19 protein-coding genes are annotated in these 19,242 nt (G+C 59.9%); 9 read left to right on the top strand and 10 right to left on the bottom strand.

Going from position 1 to position 19,242, the window contains the following annotated elements; all coding sequences use genetic code 11:
- The first annotated feature begins 41 nt into the window (after positions 1–41).
- The 7 genes from ACVWSC_RS05250 (at position 42) to ACVWSC_RS05220 (ending at position 9,146) form a co-directional block, all read left to right on the top strand.
- Positions 42–524, top strand: a complete 483-nt coding sequence (locus ACVWSC_RS05250; protein WP_442112362.1) for a hypothetical protein — start codon at positions 42–44, stop codon at positions 522–524.
- 25 nt (positions 525–549) lie between these two features.
- Positions 550–933, top strand: coding sequence for a hypothetical protein (locus tag ACVWSC_RS05245; RefSeq protein ID WP_442112361.1), 384 nt, complete (start codon positions 550–552; stop codon positions 931–933).
- Between the two features lie 114 nt (positions 934–1,047).
- Positions 1,048–2,475, top strand: coding sequence for a di-heme oxidoreductase family protein (locus ACVWSC_RS05240; RefSeq protein ID WP_442112360.1), 1,428 nt, complete (start codon positions 1,048–1,050; stop codon positions 2,473–2,475).
- A 16-nt stretch (positions 2,476–2,491) separates the two neighbouring features.
- Positions 2,492–3,556, top strand: coding sequence for an imelysin family protein (locus ACVWSC_RS05235; RefSeq protein WP_442112359.1), 1,065 nt, complete (start codon positions 2,492–2,494; stop codon positions 3,554–3,556).
- Between the two features lie 2 nt (positions 3,557–3,558).
- Entirely contained in the window at positions 3,559–4,656 is a 1,098-nt protein-coding gene (locus ACVWSC_RS05230; RefSeq protein WP_442112358.1) for a DUF1513 domain-containing protein, read from the top strand.
- A gap of 271 nt (positions 4,657–4,927) precedes the next feature.
- Positions 4,928–6,079 (top strand): efflux RND transporter periplasmic adaptor subunit, encoded by a 1,152-nt coding sequence (locus ACVWSC_RS05225; protein WP_442112357.1) that lies wholly within the window; start codon positions 4,928–4,930, stop codon positions 6,077–6,079.
- 13 nt (positions 6,080–6,092) lie between these two features.
- On the top strand, positions 6,093–9,146 hold the full coding sequence (locus tag ACVWSC_RS05220; RefSeq protein WP_442112356.1) for a multidrug efflux RND transporter permease subunit: 3,054 nt from the start codon (positions 6,093–6,095) through the stop codon (positions 9,144–9,146).
- A gap of 46 nt (positions 9,147–9,192) precedes the next feature.
- On the opposite strand, the gene ACVWSC_RS05215 is transcribed toward ACVWSC_RS05220, so the two are convergent.
- From ACVWSC_RS05215 to colR, 5 genes are all read right to left on the bottom strand, one after another.
- Entirely contained in the window at positions 9,193–9,411 is a 219-nt protein-coding gene (locus ACVWSC_RS05215; protein ID WP_442112355.1) for a hypothetical protein, read from the bottom strand.
- The gene (locus ACVWSC_RS05210) at positions 9,411–10,121 is read right to left on the bottom strand and encodes a lipopolysaccharide kinase InaA family protein (RefSeq protein WP_442112354.1); all 711 of its coding nucleotides are present in this window, start codon (positions 10,119–10,121) and stop codon (positions 9,411–9,413) included. The genes ACVWSC_RS05215 and ACVWSC_RS05210 overlap by 1 nt, the downstream gene beginning before the upstream one ends.
- A 6-nt stretch (positions 10,122–10,127) precedes the next feature.
- A complete protein-coding gene (locus ACVWSC_RS05205; RefSeq protein WP_442112353.1) occupies positions 10,128–10,808 on the bottom strand; it encodes a class I SAM-dependent methyltransferase in 681 nt (226 codons plus the stop codon).
- Between the two features lie 134 nt (positions 10,809–10,942).
- Complete coding sequence (locus tag ACVWSC_RS05200; RefSeq protein ID WP_442112352.1) at positions 10,943–12,241, bottom strand: sensor histidine kinase; 1,299 nt, start codon at positions 12,239–12,241, stop codon at positions 10,943–10,945.
- Positions 12,231–12,914, bottom strand: coding sequence for a two-component system response regulator ColR (gene colR, locus ACVWSC_RS05195; RefSeq protein ID WP_442112351.1), 684 nt, complete (start codon positions 12,912–12,914; stop codon positions 12,231–12,233). Before colR ends, ACVWSC_RS05200 begins: the two co-directional genes overlap by 11 nt.
- Before the next feature lie 190 nt (positions 12,915–13,104).
- On the opposite strand from colR, the gene ACVWSC_RS05190 reads away from it, so the two are divergent.
- Positions 13,105–13,854, top strand: a complete 750-nt coding sequence (locus ACVWSC_RS05190; RefSeq protein ID WP_442112350.1) for a phosphatase PAP2 family protein — start codon at positions 13,105–13,107, stop codon at positions 13,852–13,854.
- 226 nt (positions 13,855–14,080) lie between these two features.
- Here ACVWSC_RS05190 and groL read toward each other — a convergent pair whose 3' ends face one another.
- The 5 genes from groL to ACVWSC_RS05165 all read right to left on the bottom strand — a co-directional run bounded on the left by groL (position 14,081) and on the right by ACVWSC_RS05165 (position 18,735).
- Complete coding sequence (groL, locus tag ACVWSC_RS05185; protein ID WP_442112349.1) at positions 14,081–15,733, bottom strand: chaperonin GroEL; 1,653 nt, start codon at positions 15,731–15,733, stop codon at positions 14,081–14,083.
- Positions 15,734–15,780: 47 nt separating this feature from the next.
- A complete protein-coding gene (locus tag ACVWSC_RS05180; RefSeq protein ID WP_009050540.1) occupies positions 15,781–16,074 on the bottom strand; it encodes a co-chaperone GroES in 294 nt (97 codons plus the stop codon).
- A 256-nt stretch (positions 16,075–16,330) separates the two neighbouring features.
- Positions 16,331–16,828 carry an FxsA family protein gene (locus ACVWSC_RS05175; protein WP_442112348.1) on the bottom strand — a complete coding sequence of 166 codons (498 nt, stop codon included), beginning with the start codon at positions 16,826–16,828 and terminating at the stop codon, positions 16,331–16,333.
- 64 nt (positions 16,829–16,892) lie between these two features.
- Positions 16,893–17,621, bottom strand: a complete 729-nt coding sequence (locus ACVWSC_RS05170) for a HugZ family pyridoxamine 5'-phosphate oxidase (protein WP_442112347.1) — start codon at positions 17,619–17,621, stop codon at positions 16,893–16,895.
- 106 nt (positions 17,622–17,727) lie between these two features.
- The gene (locus ACVWSC_RS05165) at positions 17,728–18,735 is read right to left on the bottom strand and encodes a DUF481 domain-containing protein (RefSeq protein ID WP_442112346.1); all 1,008 of its coding nucleotides are present in this window, start codon (positions 18,733–18,735) and stop codon (positions 17,728–17,730) included.
- 151 nt (positions 18,736–18,886) lie between these two features.
- On the opposite strand from ACVWSC_RS05165, the gene ACVWSC_RS05160 reads away from it, so the two are divergent.
- A complete protein-coding gene (locus ACVWSC_RS05160) occupies positions 18,887–19,240 on the top strand; it encodes an MGMT family protein (RefSeq protein WP_442112345.1) in 354 nt (117 codons plus the stop codon).
- Positions 19,241–19,242 lie beyond the last annotated feature (2 nt).

Genomic DNA, 19,242 nt, shown 5'->3' with positions numbered 1-19,242 from the left:
GGTCATCCTCATGCCTCCCCCAGGCTCAAAGAGGAAGATCAATGCAGCAGATACTGGATGTATGGGGTGAAGGCCGAATCACTGACACGTCGACCAAGCCTGCAGTCGTTACAGGGTTCACCCACGCCTACAACCTCAACAAAATCGGCCAGCACATTTCCAATGGTCCCCACACCGGCCGGCCCATTCCCCACCTACTGCCGGTGACCGAATACGATAATCCGGTGTTTCCCGTCGATAGCCGATCGGTACCGCACATCACCTTGATGGGCGCACCGATCACCACCGGCACGGCCAAGGAGATGTGTCGGGTGCTGTCGTTGCCCGGCACGATTTACCTCTATGACCCCAATGATTTCGATCGCCGGACTTTCGAAGCGGTTGCCAGCGAGCACCGCATTACCTTGCACGGACGCTTCAAACCGTCGGAACTGCAACCACCGTTCAACGAAATCTCACTGCAGGCCGTGTATGTCTACATGAGCCCGCGCGTGCCGCTGGACAAACCTCAGCTCAACGCCTGAACGCCTACCTTCAAGGAAGAACACCATGGCTAGCGTTACCTACCTCAAATCGATCGCCAACAACACGCCCTACACCCTGACGCTGATTAATGGCGAGAACTCCAGCTACATGTTCGCCATCGGCGCACAAAGCGCGTGGAACGGCTCAATGGCCGTGCCCTGGGTCGGCAAAACCGATGAAAACTACAAGGCCCTGCAACTGATCCTCGGGCCGCGCTCGGAAACCAGGATCTGGCTGTTTCAGGATTATTGGCTGCCGGCCCACAAGGACGCGGTCAAATACATCACCGCCACCGAGATGGATTACGCTGGCACAACCAATGAGGTACCTGGCACTAACCGCGGCGGCGGTAACAAAAACCTGATCATCAACCTGGTCAATCGGGATTTCAGCCTGATCATGGCTTGAGACAGACCGGGAACTGCCGACGATTTCATCTAGCGAACGCAAATCCCTCTTATTCCAGAATCCTGAGCCTGCTAAGCTTGCACGCCGGTTTTTTGCTCAAGCTCAGGATTCTTGATGTCTTCGTTGCTGCTCCGTCTCAGCCCGCTGGTTTTGACCATGACCCTGGTCGCCTGTGATGACGCCCCGCGTTTCACCCAGGCAGAACCCGGCGAAGCCTTGGGCGGCGGCAAGACAACGGTGAACAAGCGCGACCAGAACGCCTACTCCATGCCTTCGGCCAACCTCGCGCCAAGCCGGCGCCTGGACTTCAGCGTCGGCAACAGTTTCTTTCGCAACCCGTGGGTGATCGCACCGTCGACCACCACTGCCCGTGACGGCCTGGGCCCGCTGTTCAACGCCAACGCCTGCCAGAACTGCCATATCAAGGATGGCCGCGGTCACCCGCCCGGCCCCAATGCGCGTCATGCAGTGTCAATGCTGGTGCGCCTGTCGATTCCCGACCAGCCACAGTACGCCAAGGTCATCGAGCAGCTGGGGATCGTGCCCGAGCCAGTCTATGGCGGGCAGTTCCAGGACATGGCCGTACCTGGCGTCGCCCCGGAAGGCAAAGTGCGGGTCGAGTACACCCCGGTGCCAGTAACCTTCAAGGACGGCACCCAGGTCGAGCTGCGCCAGCCAACGCTGCAAATCAGTCAGCTGGGCTATGGCCCGATGCATCCCGATACGCGCTTTTCCGCCCGTGTTGCCCCGCCGATGATCGGCCTGGGCCTGCTTGAAGCCATACCCGAGTCGGCAATTCTGGCCAACGCCGACCCTGACGACCGCAACGGCGACGGCATCCGTGGCCGGCCCAATCAGGTCTGGGACGACGCTCTGGGCAAAACCGTCTTGGGCCGCTTCGGCTGGAAAGCCGGGCAACCGAACATCAACCAGCAGAACGTCCATGCGTTTTCCGGCGACATGGGCCTGACCACCAGCCTGCGGCCGATGGACGACTGTACGCCGGCACAAGTCGACTGCCTCAACGCGCCAAACGGCAACGGCGCCAATGGCGAGCAGGAAGTCAGCGACAATATTGCCCGCCTGGTGCTGTTCTACACCCGCAACCTGGCGGTACCGATCCGTCAGGATGTCGACTCGCCACAAGTACTGGCCGGCAAGAACCTGTTTCACCAGGCCGGTTGCCAGAGCTGCCATACCCCAAGCTTCACCACCGCAGCCACCGCCGCTGAACCGGAGCTGGCCAACCAGTTGATCCGCCCTTACAGCGACCTGCTGTTGCATGACATGGGCCCGGGCCTGGCGGATAACCGCACCGAGTTCAAAGCCAGTGGCCAGGACTGGCGCACGCCACCGCTGTGGGGCATCGGCCTGACCCAGACGGTCAATGCCCAAGCCGGATTCCTTCACGATGGCCGTGCCCGCAATCTTCTCGAAGCCGTGCTGTGGCACGCTGGCGAGGCGGAAACGGCCAAGCAACATGTTTTGACCTTCAATGCCGACCAACGCGCTGCGTTGCTGGCGTTTCTGAATTCACTCTAAGAGAGAGGAGCCGGGCATGTTCCGTCCCAAACTGTTGTTCACCAGCCTTGCCGCCCTCGCCCTGGGCGCCTGTTCGCCACAAGATCCACAGGCTGTTACCTCCGCTGCCATTGCCAAGCAGGTGATCCTGCCCACCTACAGCCGCTGGGTCGAAGCCGACCGCCAGCTGGCCGTCAGCGCCCTGGCCTACTGCGAAGGCAAGGCTGAGCTGGCAACCGCCCGCGCCGACTTCCTCCACGCGCAAAAAGCCTGGGCTGAGCTGCAGCCCCTGCTGATCGGCCCGCTGGCTGAAGGCAACCGCGCCTGGCAGGTGCAGTTCTGGCCCGACAAGAAGAACCTGGTGGGCCGTCAGGTTGAGCAACTGGTCAATGGCGACAAGCCCATCGATGCCGCCAGCCTGGGCAAATCCAGCGTTGTGGTGCGTGGCCTCTCCGCCTACGAATACATCCTCTTCGACAGCAAGCCAGACGTCGCCAGCGCCGAACAGAAGGCCCGTTACTGCCCGCTGCTGGTGGCCATCGGCGAACACCAGAAAGCCCTGGCCGAAGACATCCTCAAAGGCTGGAACAGCACCGACGGCATGCTGGCGCAACTGACCAAATTCCCCAACCAGCGCTATGCCGACTCCCACGAAGCGATCGCCGATTTGCTGCGTGCCCAGGTAACGGCCCTCGATACCCTGAAGAAAAAGCTGGGTGCACCCATGGGTCGCCTGAGCAAGGGCATTCCACAGCCGCTGCAAGCTGAAGCCTGGCGCAGCCAGTCCTCGCTCAAGAGCCTGGAAGCCAGCCTGACCGCCGCACAAGCCGTTTGGGTGGGTGTCGATAACCAGGGCCTGCGTGGCCTGCTGGGCAAGGATCAGAAGGCCCTGGCCGACAAGATCGATGCTGCCTACGCCAACGCCCTCAAACTGCTAAACGCCAATCAGCAGCCGCTGGGTGAACTGCTGGACGACGAAACCGGCCGTCAGCGCCTGAACGACATCTACGACAGCCTCAACGCCGTCCACCGCCTGCACGAAGGCGAACTGGCCAAGGCGCTGGGCATTCAGCTGGGCTTCAATGCCAACGACGGTGACTGATCATGTTGCGACGCCAGGCTCTCAAACTCGGTAGCGTTCTGCTCAGCGCCCTCACGTTGGGCGGCTGGACGCTGTTTCGCGGCAAAAACGGCAGCCCGTTGCTGCTGTCGGCCCGCGACGATAGCGACGGCAAACACTATGCCGTCGGCTATCGTCTGGACGGCACCCAGGTGTTCGCCACCGAAGTTGCCCAGCGTTGCCATGACATCATCAACCACCCAGAGCAGCCAATTGCCCTGTTCGTCGCTCGCCGCCCTGGCACCGAGAGCTACCTGATCGACCTGCGCGATGGCCGCTTGATCCAGACCCTCGCCTCGCAGCCGAACCGGCATTTCTATGGCCATGCGGTGATCCACAAGAGCGGTGAATGGCTGTACGCCACCGAGAACGACACCACAGATCCCGGTCGTGGTGTGTTGGGGGTCTACCGCTTCGAGGGTGAGCGCCTGAGCCATAGTGGTGAAATTTCCACCCACGGTATCGGCCCGCATCAGGTGTCGTGGATGCCCGATGGCGAAACCCTGGTGGTGGCCAACGGGGGTATTCGTACCGAAGCCGAAAGCCGGGTGGAAATGAACCTCGACGCCATGCAGCCAAGCCTGGTGCTGATGCAGCGTGACGGTACGCTGATCAGCAAGGAGGTGTTGGCGCAACAAATGAACAGCGTGCGCCACCTGGCGATCGCCAGCGACGGCACCATCGTCGCCGGTCAACAGTTCATGGGATCGGGCGATGAAACCGCCGAGCTGTTGGCGATCAAGCGGCCTGGGCAAGCCTTCCAGGCCTTCCCGGTGCCCGAGCAGCAGTTGCAGTCTATGGCCAACTACACCGCCAGCGTGGCCATTCATAACGAACTGCGCCTGGTTGCCCTGACGGCACCACGGGCCAATCGCCTGTTCATCTGGGACCTGGACACCGCGCAAATACGCGTCGATGCACCAATGCCCGATTGCGCTGGCGTGGGCGCGGTGGCCGATGGCTTTGTCGTCACCTCCGGTCAGGGCCGTTGCCGGCTGTACGATTGCCGCAAGACTGAATTGATCGGCCAGCCGCTGCAGCTGCCTTCCGGGCTTTGGGACAATCACCTGCACTTGGCCTGACATCTGTGGCCCCGTTGATTGCGTTTCGTCAGTTGCAACGTATCGCGGGGCAAGCCCGCTCCCACAGGTCAGTTGCAACGCATCGCGGGGCAAGCCCGCTCCCACAAGTCAGTTGCAGCGCATCGCGGGGCAAGCCCGTTCCTACCAAATACCTGGGAACACAGGCTTCCCTGCCCCGGTCAAACGAGTAATATTCGGCTACAGCGCATGTGGGCAGGATCGCCCGTCGTCGTGCGCGTCAAACAATAAATCGTATCCAAGGAACTGGACTATGCTGCGCCGCCGCATGCTGATCATGTTAGGTGTTGTTGTGCTGCTGGTGTTGATACTGGGGGGCTACAAGGCCTTCTCCATCTATCAGCAGGTGCAGATGTTCTCGGCTCCGAAACCACCGATCAGTGTGGCGGCGACCGAGTCCAGCGAACGCGCCTGGCAAAATCGCCTGCCCGCCGTCGGTAGCCTCACGGCGTTTCAAGGTGTCGACCTGAGCCTGGAAACCGCTGGCACAGTCAAGGCGCTGCAGTTTGAGTCCGGGCAGAAAGTCAGCAAAGGCCAGCCGCTGTTGCAACTGGACAGTGATGTCGAGACCGCACTGCTAGGCACGGCCATGGCCGACCTGGGCCTGGCGCAGGTGGATTTCAATCGCGGCAGCCAACTGGTCGGCAGCCAGGCCATTTCGCGCGGCGAGTACGACCGCCTCAACGCGCAGTACAAACGCAGCAAGGCAGTCGTCGATCAGCTCAAGGCCGCCCTGGCCAAGAAAAGCATCAGCGCGCCCTTCAGTGGCACCATCGGCATCCGCCAGGTCGATATCGGCGACTACCTGGCCAGCGGCACAGTGATCGCGACCCTGCAAGACCTGAGCAGCCTGTATGTCGATTTCTTTGTCGCCGAACAGGCGATTCCCAAGCTGAACATTGGCCAGCAAGTGCTGGTCACCGTCGCGGCGTATCCGCAGCAAACCTTCCCCGGCACCATCAGCGCCATCAACCCCAAGGTTGAAGACAGCACCCGTAACGTGCGCGTGCGCGCCACCCTGGCCAACCCTGAAGGCAAGCTGCTGCCGGGCATGTTCAGCAGTTTGCAGGTGCTGCTGCCAGATCCCAAGCCACAGGTGGTGGTACCGGAAAGTGCCGTGACCTACACCCTCTACGGCAACTCGGTGTACGTGGTAGTACCGAAAAAAGCCGAAGACGGCCAGGTGCAGAATAATCCTCAAGGTCAGCCGGAGCTGATCGCCGAGCGCCGATTTGTCGAGACCGGCGAGCGCCGTGACGGCCTGGTGGTGATTCACAAAGGCCTGCAAGCGGGCGAGAAGGTGGTAACTGCCGGCCAGTTGAAACTGACCCAGGGTGCGTCGATCACCATCAGCCCGGACAAAACCCAGGCCCCATCGAGCAACCAGCAGTCGCGCGCCAACTGACCGAGGATGCATCATGGCTTTTACCGACCCGTTCATCCGTCGTCCGGTGCTGGCAAGCGTCGTCAGTCTGTTGATTGTGCTGCTGGGCTTCCAGGCCTGGAGCAAATTGCCCATCCGCCAGTACCCACAGATGGAAAACGCCCTGATCACGGTGACCACCGCCTACCCCGGTGCCAACGCCGAAACCATCCAGGGCTATATCACCCAGCCGATGCAGCAAAGCCTGGCCAGTGCCGAAGGCATCGACTACATGACTTCGGTGAGTCGCCAGAACTTCTCAGTGATTTCCATCTATGCGCGGATCGGCGCCGACAGCGACCGTTTGTTCACTGAGCTGCTGGCCAAGGCCAACGAGGTGAAAAACAAACTGCCACAAGACGCCGAAGACCCGGTACTGAGCAAGGAAGCCGCCGATGCCTCGGCGCTGATGTACATCAGCTTCTTCAGCAGCGAGCTGAGCAATCCGCAGATCACCGACTACCTGTCGCGGGTGATCCAGCCCAAGCTGGCCACCCTGCCGGGCATGGCCGAGGCGGAAATCCTCGGCAACCAGCTGTTTGCCATGCGCCTGTGGATCGACCCGGTGAAACTCGCCGGTTACGGCCTCAGCGCCAATGAAGTGACCGATGCCGTGCGCCGCTACAACTTCCTCTCGGCTGCCGGTGAGGTCAAAGGCGAATACATTGTCACCAGTATCAACGCCACTACTGAGCTGAAAACCGCCGAGGCGTTCGCCAACATCCCGCTGAAAACCAGCGGCGACAGCCGTGTGCTGCTGGGTGACGTGGCACGGGTGGAGATGGGCGCGGAAAACTACGACACCGTCAGTTCCTTCGATGGCACGCCCTCGGTGTACATCGGCATCAAGGCCACGCCGGGCGCCAACCCGCTGGATGTGATCAAGGAGGTGCGCAAGCTGATGCCGGAGCTACAAAGCCAGCTGCCACCCAACCTCAAGGCCTCGATCGCCTACGACGCGACCCTGTTCATCCAGGCGTCGATCGACGAGGTGGTCAAGACCCTGGTCGAAGCAGTACTGATCGTCATCGTCGTGGTGTTCCTGTTCCTCGGCGCCTTGCGCTCCGTGCTGATCCCGGTGATCACCATTCCGCTTTCGATGATCGGCGTGCTGTTCTTCATGCAACTGATGGGCTACTCGCTCAACCTGCTGACCTTGCTGGCGATGGTGCTGGCCATCGGCCTGGTGGTAGACGACGCGATTGTCGTGGTGGAAAACATTCATCGGCACATCGAAGAAGGTAAGACCCCCTTCGAAGCGGCGCTGGAAGGCGCCAGGGAGATCGCCATGCCGGTGGTGTCGATGACCATCACCCTGGCTGCGGTGTATGCGCCTATCGGCTTTCTCGAGGGCCTGACCGGGGCCTTGTTCAAAGAGTTCGCCCTGACCCTGGCCGGTGCGGTGATCATTTCCGGGATCATCGCCCTGACCCTGTCACCGATGATGTGCGCCCTGCTGTTGCGCCACGACGTCAACCCCAGTGGCCTGGCCCACCGCCTCGACCAGATGTTCGAAGGCCTCAAGGTGCGCTACCAGAAGCTGCTGCACGCGACCCTCAACACCCGCCCAGTGGTGCTGGTGTTCGCCGTGATCGTGCTGTGCCTGATCCCGGTGTTCCTGATGTTCACCAAAAACGAACTGGCACCGGATGAAGACCAGGGCGTGATCTTCATGATGGCCACTGCGCCACAACCGACCAACCTCGATTACCTGAACACCTACACCGACGAGTTCATCGATATCTTCAAGGCGTTCCCCGAGTACTACTCCTCGTTCCAGATCAACGGTTTCAACGGGGTGCAGTCGGGTATCGGCGGCTTCTTGCTCAAGCCCTGGAACGAACGCGAGCGCACCCAGATGGAACTACTGCCGCTGGTGCAAAGCAAGCTTGAAAGTATCGCCGGCCTGCAGATTTTCGGCTTCAACTTGCCCTCCTTGCCCGGCACTGGCGAAGGCCTGCCGTTCCAGTTTGTGATCAACACCGCCAACGACTATGAGTCTCTGCTGGAGGTCGCCGAACGGGTCAAGGAACGCGCCCAGGCCTCCGGCAAATTTGCCTTCCTCGACATCGACCTGGCCTTCGACAAACCCGAGGTGGTAGTCGATATCGACCGCGCCAAGGCGGCGCAGATGGGGGTGTCCATGGACGCCCTGGGTGGCACCCTGGCGACCCTGCTCGGGGAGGCAGAAATCAACCGTTTTACCATCGATGGCCGCAGCTACAAGGTGATCGCTCAGGTCGAGCGGCCCTACCGCGATAACCCCGACTGGTTGAGCAACTACTACGTGAAAAACCAACAGGGGCAGATGCTGCCGCTGTCGACACTGATCAGCATCAGCGACCGCGCGCGGCCACGCCAGTTGAACCAGTTCCAGCAATTGAACTCAGCGATCATCCAGGGCTTCCCCATGGTCAGCATGGGCGAAGCGCTGGACACCGTGCGCAACATTGCCCGCGAAGAGGCGCCGCAAGGCTACGCCTTCGACTACGCCGGTGCCGCACGCCAGTTTGTGCAGGAAGGCAGTGCCCTGTGGGTAACGTTCGGCCTGGCGTTGGCGATCATCTTCCTGGTGCTGGCTGCACAGTTCGAAAGTTTCCGCGATCCGCTGGTGATCCTGGTAACCGTCCCACTGTCGATCTGCGGTGCGCTGATACCACTGTTCCTGGGGATTTCCAGCATGAACATCTACACCCAGGTCGGCCTGGTGACACTGATCGGCCTGATCAGCAAGCACGGCATTCTGGTGGTCGAGTTCGCCAATCAGTTGCGTGAGCAGAAAGGCTTGAGCGCCCGTGAGGCGGTAGAAGAAGCGGCGGCGATACGCCTGCGCCCGGTACTGATGACCACGGCGGCGATGGTCTTTGGCATGGTGCCGTTGATTTTCGCCAGTGGCGCTGGGGCAGTAAGCCGTTTTGATATCGGCACGGTGATTGCCACCGGGATGTCGGTGGGCACCCTGTTTACCCTGTTCGTGTTGCCCTGCGTATACACCCTGCTGGCACACAAACACCCAGTAGGAGCGGGCTTGCCCCGCGAAGCGGTGTAACACCCAAACCGCAATCGCGGGGCAAGCCCGCTCCCACCGAGGCGTGTCAGTTTTGCGAACGCAAGCCTTGGCTCATGCCAAACATGAACAGCAACAAGTCGTGATCGGGGCTGACGGGGGTCTGCACCTTCGCCACTCTCGGCAGCGGCGCGCTGTCGCCATGGCTGACCACCACAGGCCCGGGCTCTTCCCAAGCCGCCACAGCAGCCGTAGCCACCCCAAGGGCGGCCAGGAGAAACAAACCTCGAGCTATTTCTAGTTTCATTACGCTAAACCTTTGACAACGCTGCCAAACGCCATTTGGTAAAAATAGAGCAGCTTTCGCCACTCTGCGTCATTGAATGACGAATGGCGGCGCAATTGCTTCAGGTCATTTGCCGCTGCGCGCTGACAGCTGATGCGTCGGCGGCACTTTTCCAGGTCCAGCAATGCCACTTCGGCGCGTGCCTCATCGCCTTCACCGATAACCTTGATAAACACGTGCTTGCCATACAGGCAACCGTGCTGCCAGTGACCGCGGTGCATCCGCGCAAGGTTCTGCGCCAGGTCCTGCAACATACGCTCGTGCAACGCTTCGCTGTAACGCTCGCGTGCGCCGCTGGCGTACCAGTTGTCGCAGTCTTCAAAGCCATCCAGGGCTTCGCTCACCAGCAGGGCGCGCCACTGGTGATCGGCATCGCGTTCGACACCGCAATAGACGATGTGCGGCACCCGCACACCCAATTGCTCAAAACTGTTGATTGCATCGTACTCACGCAACACCGTCGGACGCCCGAACGGGTGCATCAAGCTGCGGTAGATATGGCCAATCTGGCGTTTGGAATACAGCACCTGGCCATTTTCATCGCTCAGCCGCTGTACACCACTTTCGCCGCCCCGTCGCTGGTTAGGCGCCTCGACCCATTCACCCTGCTGCTGCCAGAAATGGTTAAAACTGTTGTTTCCCGCCGTTGTTCCGGAGCGCTCTACCGCCATGCCTTACTACCCCTTACGCAATACGTATACTCGCCACATGGCATAGAACGGTAAAAAGTCCAAACGTTCCTGAATTCGGAAGCCTGCTGCCTGAAACTCTTCTTCAACCGTAGCAACCGGTAACACAAAACGGTTCTGATAGCTGGGTTTACCCGTTTCTGCGTAGCGGCGTTGCTCGAGTTTCTGACGACGCCAAGCTTTGAAATTGCCATCGACCCACAACGACAGAATCACGCTGTCGCGGGTAACACGTTGAAATTCCGAGAGAATTGTTTTCCGATGCTCGGCCTCACCAATGTGGTGCATCAGCCGCATGCAGAAAATGCTATCGACTGAGTTGTCCGGCAAGTCGATGGCGAACGCTGAAGTTTGCAAAGTCCGTACCCGTTCCACGATATGGGCAGGTTGCGACTTGGTGGCGGTCTCCAGCATCGCTTCAGAGTTGTCCGCGCCAATGATTACCCGATTTGGCTTTTCTGCCAGCATCGGCCAGAAACGACCGGCGCCACACGGCAGGTCGAGCACCAGGCCAGGCTCTCCGGCCAGGGCCAGGGCACGGCGGGCCAGTTGTTCATCACGTTGGTGGGACAAACGCCGAGCCAGGCCGTCTTGATGCTTGAGAAAGTAGTCTTGCGCGTGCTGCTGGTCGTACTTCTCGGAAAATTCAAGCTTGATGGGGCTACGCATGGTGCATCTCCTGACTCCAATTCGCCCACCTTAGGCGGGCAAGCGTTGTCGTCAGGTCATGCGGATGTGAAAAAATTGTGAGCACGCATGAGAAAAGTTACAAGAAGTGACCATGCGTGAGGGGCGTTGCCCCCTCATTCCGCGTCGAGCAAACACTCTGGTGCACGGCTCAGATCAACGTGAAAACGACAGCCATTGGGCACCATGGCCGACAGCTGCACCGTCCAGCCCTGGTCGTCGCAAATACGCTGCACCAGCGACAGGCCCAGGCCCAGGCCTTCACCACGGCGCTCATCGCCACGCACAAATGGGCGGAACATCGCCTCGCGCTGCTCCTCCGGGATCCCTACGCCACTGTCTTCGACGGTGAAGCCATTGGTATCCAGTGTCAGACGGATAAAGCCGTAATCGGTGTAATGGGCGGCGTTACGTAACAAGTTGCCCATCACCGCCTGCAGGAAAGTGGCGTTAAACAGGGTCGAGGGAAAGACCTTGCAGTCGTAGATCAGCGACAGACCTTTCTGCTCAATGGTGTCTCGCCATACGCCAATCAGATCATCAGCCACTTCCTTGAGGGTGGCGCGCGATGCCACGGCACCCACATCTCGCTGAGCGCGGGCGAGCATCAGGAAGGTTTTCACCAGCTCCTGCATCTCCTCCGTGGCCCTGGCGATCCGCTCGATCTGCGAGCGGGCACGCGGGTCGATGTTGGGGTTGACCATCAGCAACTCACAGGAACTGGCCAACACCATCAACGGTGTACGCAGTTCGTGACTCACATCACTGGTGAACAGGCGCTCACGCGTCAAGGCATCGCGCAGACGTCCCAGGGTGTCGTCAAACGCCATGGCCAGCTGGCCAACTTCGTCGGCGGCATAGTCGGGTGCCAGCGGCGGCGCCAGGCCCAGTAGCTGATCGCGATGACGCACCTGATGGGCCAGACGGATCACCGGTGCCATCACCTTGCGCGCCAATACCCAACCTAGAAACACTGCCAGGGCCAGGCTGAGCACAAAGCCCACCACGACCACGGCAAACAGCACGCGCTCACGTTCTTCGAAATCGCTCTGATCCTGCAGCAAGACGTAATGCCGGCCGTCCACCACCTCGACCATGGCGTGATAAGACAACTGCTCACGAAACACTTCGTGAAAACCCGGCGTCAGGTGACGCAGGTCTTTGGGCATATCGAACTCGCCGCGCCCGCCGCTGTAGTAGAACAATTGATCCGGCCGCGGCCGGTGGCTCCAGTCGCTGACGCTGTCCATGCGCAGCAAGCGTTGCAAGTCACCGCCCAGCACCGCCGAAATCAGGCGTTCTTCAACCAGATGCACCGTAGCCACGATGCCAAAGGCGAATGCGCCGGCCACCAGCGCACTCATCAGTGCGAAGGCAATGATGATCCGCTGGGCAAGGCTTTGCTTAAACTCCATCACGGCCCTCGGCAAGGCGGTAACCCACGCCATGGACGGTATGCAGCAACGGCTTCTCAAATGGCTTGTCGATCACCTGACGCAACTGGTGGACGTGACTGCGCAGGCTGTCGCTGTCTGGGCAATCGTCGCCCCACAGCGCTTCCTCCAGCACCTCACGGCGCAATACGTGAGGGCTTTTCTGCATGAGCACCGCCAGCAACTTCAAGCCCACCGGGTTGAGCTTGAGCAGTTTGCCTTCGCGGGTTACCTCAAGCGTGTCGAGGTCATACACCAGATCGCTGACTTGCAGCGTGCGTCGACCGCCACCCTGGGCACGCCGCAGTACCGCTTCAATACGCGCAGCCAGCTCCGACAAGGCAAAGGGCTTGAGCAAGTAGTCATCAGCGCCAGAACGAAAGCCCTGCAGGCGGTCGTCGAGTTGATCGCGGGCGGTGAGCATGATCACTGGAGTGTCACGTCGCGCGTCCTCGCGTAAACGTTTGCATAACGTGTAGCCATCGATACCCGGCAACATGATGTCGAGTACGATCAGGTCATAGTGTTCGGTGGCGGCCAGGTGTAAACCCGACAAGCCGTCCTGGGCGCAGTCTACGGTGTAGCCTTTAAGGCCCAGGTAGTCGGCGAGGTTGGCCAGAATATCGCGGTTGTCTTCAACCAAAAGAATGCGCATGTGGGGTTCTCCCGTCCGGGGCATTTGCCTGCTTGGCAGGCGCAGCTTAAGGCCAACAGCCACGCTCGGCTAGGGCGGCGCAACTTTAATGCTGGCTGACGTTTTTTTCACTTAGTCTTCACAGACAGGTTATAGCGACTCCCCGAGAATTGCCGGTCGGGACTGCCCCTTTGACCTGCCTGGACCTACCATGCCGCTATCTGCCCCTTCTCGCCCGCTCAACCTGTGGATTGCCCTCGGCATCCCTGTGGTTACCGCACTGCTGCTAATCCTGCTGGAACTGACCTCACTGGATATGGACCTGGCCAACCTGGCCTTCGACCCGGTTGCCGGGCAGTTCATAGGTCGGCACAGCTACTTCCTGGAAGACATTCTGCATGACCGTGCCAAACAAGCGGTTATTGTCTTGGCCCTGGGTGCCATTGTCGCCTTCATCGGCAGTTTCTTCTGGCAGCCTCTGAAAGGCTGGCGGCGCGAACTGGGCTATCTGGTGCTGGCCATGGGGCTGTCGACCAGTTTTGTTACGCCAGTAAAAGCGGTGACTGCGGTGCAGTGCCCGTGGAGCCTCAAAGAATTTGGTGGCAAGGAAACCTACAGCGAATTGCTCAGCCCTCGGCCAGCCACTGAGAAGCCTGGGCGGTGCTGGCCGGGCGGTCATGCAGCGACTGGGTTTACCTTGTTTGCGCTGTTCTTCGCCCTGCGCGACCGACGCCCGCGACTGGCCCGCGCCGCGCTGCTGTTCGCCTTTGGCCTAGGCACCGTGTTTTCGATTGGGCGCATGCTGCAAGGCGCGCACTTCTTCTCGCACAACGTGTGGACTGCGGTGTTTTGCTGGCTGATCAGCCTGGGTTGCTATTACTGGGTGCTGTACCGCAAACCTGTCGAGGCGGCTCAGTGGGAACGGGAAAATCGGGTCGCTGCACCGCCGCGCCTACAATAGGCACCAAAAAGCTCATCGCGGGTTGCTGTAGGAGCGGGCTTGCCCCGCGATCTGGCCCGATACAGCAAATCGCGGGGCAAGCCCGCTCCCACCGGTAGGGCCGGATGTAGGCGCCAGCCCAGCCCCCAAGCCAAAGCCAAAGCCAATCCTTCCCCGGCAACCCGTGAAAAACCCAAAAAAAAGCCCCGCATATAGCGGGGCTTTTTCTCAAGCGGGTAAGGCTGGCTTACATCATGCCGCCCATGCCGCCCATACCACCCATGCCGCCCATGTCTGGCATGCCGCCGCCAGCAGAAGCTTCAACCGGAGCATCAGCAACCATGGCTTCGGTAGTGATCATCAGACCACCGATCGAAGCAGCAGCTTGCAGGGCCGAACGGGTTACTTTGGCTGGGTCGAGGATACCCATTTCGATCATGTCGCCGTACTGGCCAGTAGCAGCGTTGTAACCGAAGTTGCCCGAACCTTGCTTGACCTTGTCGACCACTACGCTTGGCTCATCGCCGGCGTTGGCAACGATCTGACGCAGAGGTGCTTCAACAGCACGGCGCAGCAGTTGGATACCAACGTTCTGGTCTTCGTTGTCGCCTTTGAGCTCGGCAATCGCTTGCAGCGAGCGAACCAGGGCAACACCACCGCCAGGCACCACGCCTTCTTCAACGGCTGCACGGGTAGCGTGCAGAGCGTCTTCAACGCGGGCTTTCTTCTCTTTCATTTCAACTTCGGTGCCAGCACCGACCTTAATCACGGCAACACCGCCAGCCAGTTTGGCCAGACGCTCTTGCAGTTTTTCACGGTCGTAGTCCGAAGAGGTTTCTTCGATCTGGGCACGGATCTGCTTGACGCGTGCTTCGATGTCAACTTCCTGGCCAGCACCATCGATGATGGTGGTGTTTTCTTTCGACAGGGTTACGCGCTTGGCGTTGCCCAGGTGCTCCAGAGTCGCGGACTCCAGGCTCAGGCCGATTTCTTCGGAGATGACGGTACCGCCGGTCAGGACGGCGATGTCCTGCAGCATGGCTTTACGGCGGTCGCCGAAGCCTGGTGCCTTGACCGCAGCAACTTTAACGATGCCGCGCATGTTGTTGACGACCAGGGTAGCCAGCGCTTCGCCTTCAACGTCTTCAGCAACGATCAGCAGTGGACGGCCGGCCTTGGCAACGGCTTCCAGAACTGGCAGCAGTTCGCGGATGTTGGAGATTTTCTTGTCAACCAGCAGCAGCAGCGGGCCTTCCAGCTCGGCAACCATGGTGTCTGGCTTGTTGACGAAGTAAGGGGACAGGTAGCCACGGTCGAACTGCATGCCTTCTACAACCGACAGTTCGTTTTCCAGGCCCGAGCCTTCTTCAACGGTGATCACGCCTTCTTTACCGACTTTTTCCATGGCTTCGGCGATGATGTCACCGATGGAGTTGTCGGAGTTGGCCGAGATGGTACCCACCTGAGCGATGGCCTTGGAGTCGGCGCATGGCTTGGACAGGGCTTGCAGCTCTTTGACGATGGCAACAGTGGCCTTGTCGATGCCGCGCTTGAGGTCCATCGGGTTCATGCCGGCAGCAACGGCTTTCAGGCCTTCGCTAACGATGGCTTGAGCCAGAACGGTGGCGGTGGTGGTGCCGTCACCGGCTTCGTCGTTGGCCTTCGAGGCAACGTCTTTGAGCAGCTGGGCGCCCATGTTTTCGAAGGCGTCTTTGAGTTCGATTTCTTTGGCAACCGAAACACCGTCTTTGGTGATGGTCGGAGCGCCGAAGCTCTTGGCCAGAACAACGTTACGGCCTTTCGGGCCGAGGGTCGCTTTTACAGCGTCAGCCAGAACGTTGACACCAACGAGCATTTTCTTGCGGGCGGAATCGCCGAATTTTACGTCTTTAGCAGCCATGATCGTTTAATCCTTGAATACTTTGGAGTAACGGGAAACCAGCAGAATCAGCCTTCGATAACGGCGAGAATTTCGTTCTCAGCCATTACCAGCAAGTCTTCGCCGTCAACTTTCACAGTGTTGCTGCCCGAGTAAGGGCCGAAAACCACCTTGTCACCCACTTTCACGGCCAGCGCACGCACTTCACCGTTGTCCAGGATGCGACCGGTACCTACAGCGACGATTTCGCCACGGTTAGGTTTTTCAGCAGCCGAACCTGGCAGCACGATACCGCCAGCGGTTTTCGATTCTTCTTCGCTGCGGCGGATAACGACGCGGTCATGCAGAGGACGAAGCTTCATTGTCGATCTCTCCTAATTGTGGTTTTCATCGGCCGGTATCGACACCGGCAGGTTGATGCTTGCGGCGTAGCCGCTCGTAGCTCGCAATGCGAACCACGCATGTAATGTCCGGGGCATTCCCACGGAAACCTTGCGGTAACCCCTACATAGGGTCGCCAAGATCAATTACAAGGCTTGCTGATGAAAATTTTTAGCGATCGTGTCGCATAACGCACAACGGCCCCTTTCGGGACCGTTGTGGTGAGCGTTGCGGTGCTTACAGATCCCGCGGATCACGGGTGGGACGCGAGTCGCGATGTTCGTACTCACCCTCGATGACGTTGGGCTGACGCGGCGAGCTGCCAGGGTTGCCCGGACGCGCCATGAACGGATCATCGCTGAAGGCGCGCTGGCGCATGGCCTGGGCCTCGGCGCGTTCGCGCATCTTGCGCCCGACCAGACGGCGGGTGAACGGCAACAGGCAGATCAGGCCGATCACGTCGCTGATAAAACCTGGCAGCAGCAGCAAACCACCGCCAAGCGCCAGCATCAGGCCCTGGAACATGTCTTCAGCAGGCAGTTCACCGCGCTGCAAGCTCTCGCGGGCACGCAGCGCAGTGGCCAGGCCGGCCACCCGTACGACCAGCACACCCAGGGCGGAGCCGGCGATGATCAGCAGCAGCGCCGGAAAGAAGCCGATCGCGGTGCTGACCTTGAAGAACACATACAACTCCAGCACCGGAAAAATCAGAAACAGCAATAGAAAAGCACGCATCAATGGATCCTCTACGCAAGTAGCCCTTGCAGTAGACCTTTAATGGTTGCGCTCAAGCGCTATTTCAACCCTGAGCGCTTTCACGCGCCGGCCATTGATCGGCGCGCGCCAGAAAAACCAGGGCTTCGCGCACTTGTATCGGCGTGTTGCAAGGCACTGCAAACGGCAGCCAGTGTACGCCCTGACCGATGCGCAGGTGCATGCCTTCGCTGTCGATCCCGACCATCTGCGCCGTGCCTTGCGGCAGGCCGCTGAGCTGGACGTAATGGGCAATGGCGTTGGCATGATCGCTGTTCATGTGCTCGATCATGCTCAGCTCGGCTTTACCGGCAAATGGATTGGCCAGGCTCAGGTGATCAACCCAGTGGATCGCGCCGAAGCCACCGATGTAGCGATGGCGCACCGGTTTGAGTACCCAGAAGTCGAAATCATGGGCCTTATGGTAATTGCTCGACTCCGGGAAGTAGCGGTAGTAACGCTCGGCTGCGGCTTCGATCTGGGCCGGCTCATCGAGCTTTTGCGCGTTGGCCAGGACGGTCAGGCGACCCACGGCCTGTACGTCTTCAGCATCGCGCTCGCCTACCAGCAAGGAGCATTTGGGGTCTTTTTGCAGATTGTGGGTGTGCTGGGCAATGCGGCTGATCAGAATCAGCGGATTGCCTTCGGCATCCAGGCAGTACGGCACTACCGAGCCAAAGGGGAAGCCTGGCATCGACTTGGAATGCGTAGACAGCACTCCACGGTATTCCTTGAGCAGCAGCTCGCGGGCCTGTTGTGCGACTTTAGCGCTCACGGTGTGACTCCCGACTCGATAATGTTCTGAGGGCTGGCCGGAGGTGAGCTCCGGCCCTATGCAGCACCGTCAAAATAATCATTATCGGCGTCGGTTGCCAGAAGACTTACCACGTCACGCCGAAGCCTGCGGTGTAGCGGGTTTTGTCCAGGTCGCTGTCGCGGGTACCGCTGATCACATCTTTTTCCGCTTTGAGGTTCAGCGACGCCCACTCGGTGACTTTGTAACGCAAGCCGACTTCGGCATCCAGCGCATAGTTGGCCACGCCATCGAGCGGCTTGCCGACTTCGCCACTGGTGAACAGCTCGACGCGCTTGCCGATCAGGTAGCGGTTGTAGTCCCACTTCATGGCCAGGGAGTAGAAATTGTCTTTGCCACCGTCGGCGTATTCATAGTCGGTACGGTTGACCAGCGAACCGAGGGAGAAGGCCCCCAGCTCATCGTCCCAGAACTGATAACCCGGGCCGGTACCCACGGTACGTTGGCGTGCCAGGTCTTCAATATGATCACGCTTGTACTCAAGGCGCCCTTGCCAGAACCACTTCTCGGTAAGGAAGCGGTCCAGCGCATATTCCGCGCTCCAGTTGTTGGTGGTGGTCAGGTCGTCTTTGCTTTCGCGGTTGTACTCGCCTTCGGCCTGATGGCGCCAGCGCCCGTGGCGTGCAATGGTCTTGAAGTCGATGTCATAGTCATCGCTGTCGGACTCGGCGCGTTTGTAGTCCATGGCCACATCGACGTTACCCTTCCACGACAGGTCTTCGATCACCGGCTTAGGCTTCATGATTTGCTGGATGCTCGCCAGTTCGACGGTTTTCGGCGCCTCGCCGTTGGCCAGGATCACCTTGCCATCTTCGGCAGCACTGAGCGATTTGGCTTTCTCGCCGGTGTAGGCATCCTGCTTGACCAGCAGTTCCTGATCGCTTTCCAGGGTCTTGACCTGCTTCCAGTCCAGGGCAATGGAGCCACCGTATTCGGTCTTGAGCAACAGCTTGCCGCCGTCAAACACGGTGATCTTGCCGCTGAGCCGATCGCCGTTTTTCATCCATACGGTATCTGCAACAGCCGCAGAGCAAGCGGAAACTAAGGCAAGGCACAACAAAACTCTGGAAAACATAAGCAAATGCGGACTCTGGTTTGCAAAAAAGTCGGGCATTATCCAGATACCCGCTCGTAGAGCAAGGACTGACCCAGCTCAGGCCAATGAGTTCAATTCCTGTTTGTAACCCGATCACACCGACTTCACTGCAAATACCTGCGAGGCCGCGATGACAGTGCCCCCTGGCGATCCGACGGAACACGCCCAAGCCCGACGAATGGCGCTTTATCTGGTGCTTGGCCAAGTGCCCGCTGGCAAGGTCGTCGCCTACGGCCAGCTTGCCGAACTGGCCGGGCTGGGCCGCGCCGCGCGCTGGGTAGGGCGTATCCTGAGCCAGTTGCCCGCAGACACCCAACTCCCCTGGCATCGGGTGTTAGGCGCTGGTGGGCGTTTGAGCCTGGCGCTGGGCACGCCGTCAGGCGACGAACAACGTGCACGCTTACGGGCAGAAGGCATCACCGTGCACAATAATCGTGTGGATATGTTGCGTCATGGCTGGCGCCCGATGGAGCACAGCGGTTAGAG

It is taken from the genome of Pseudomonas sp. NUPR-002 (assembly GCF_056322725.1).
This window is presented reverse-complemented; position numbering and strand designations above follow the sequence as displayed.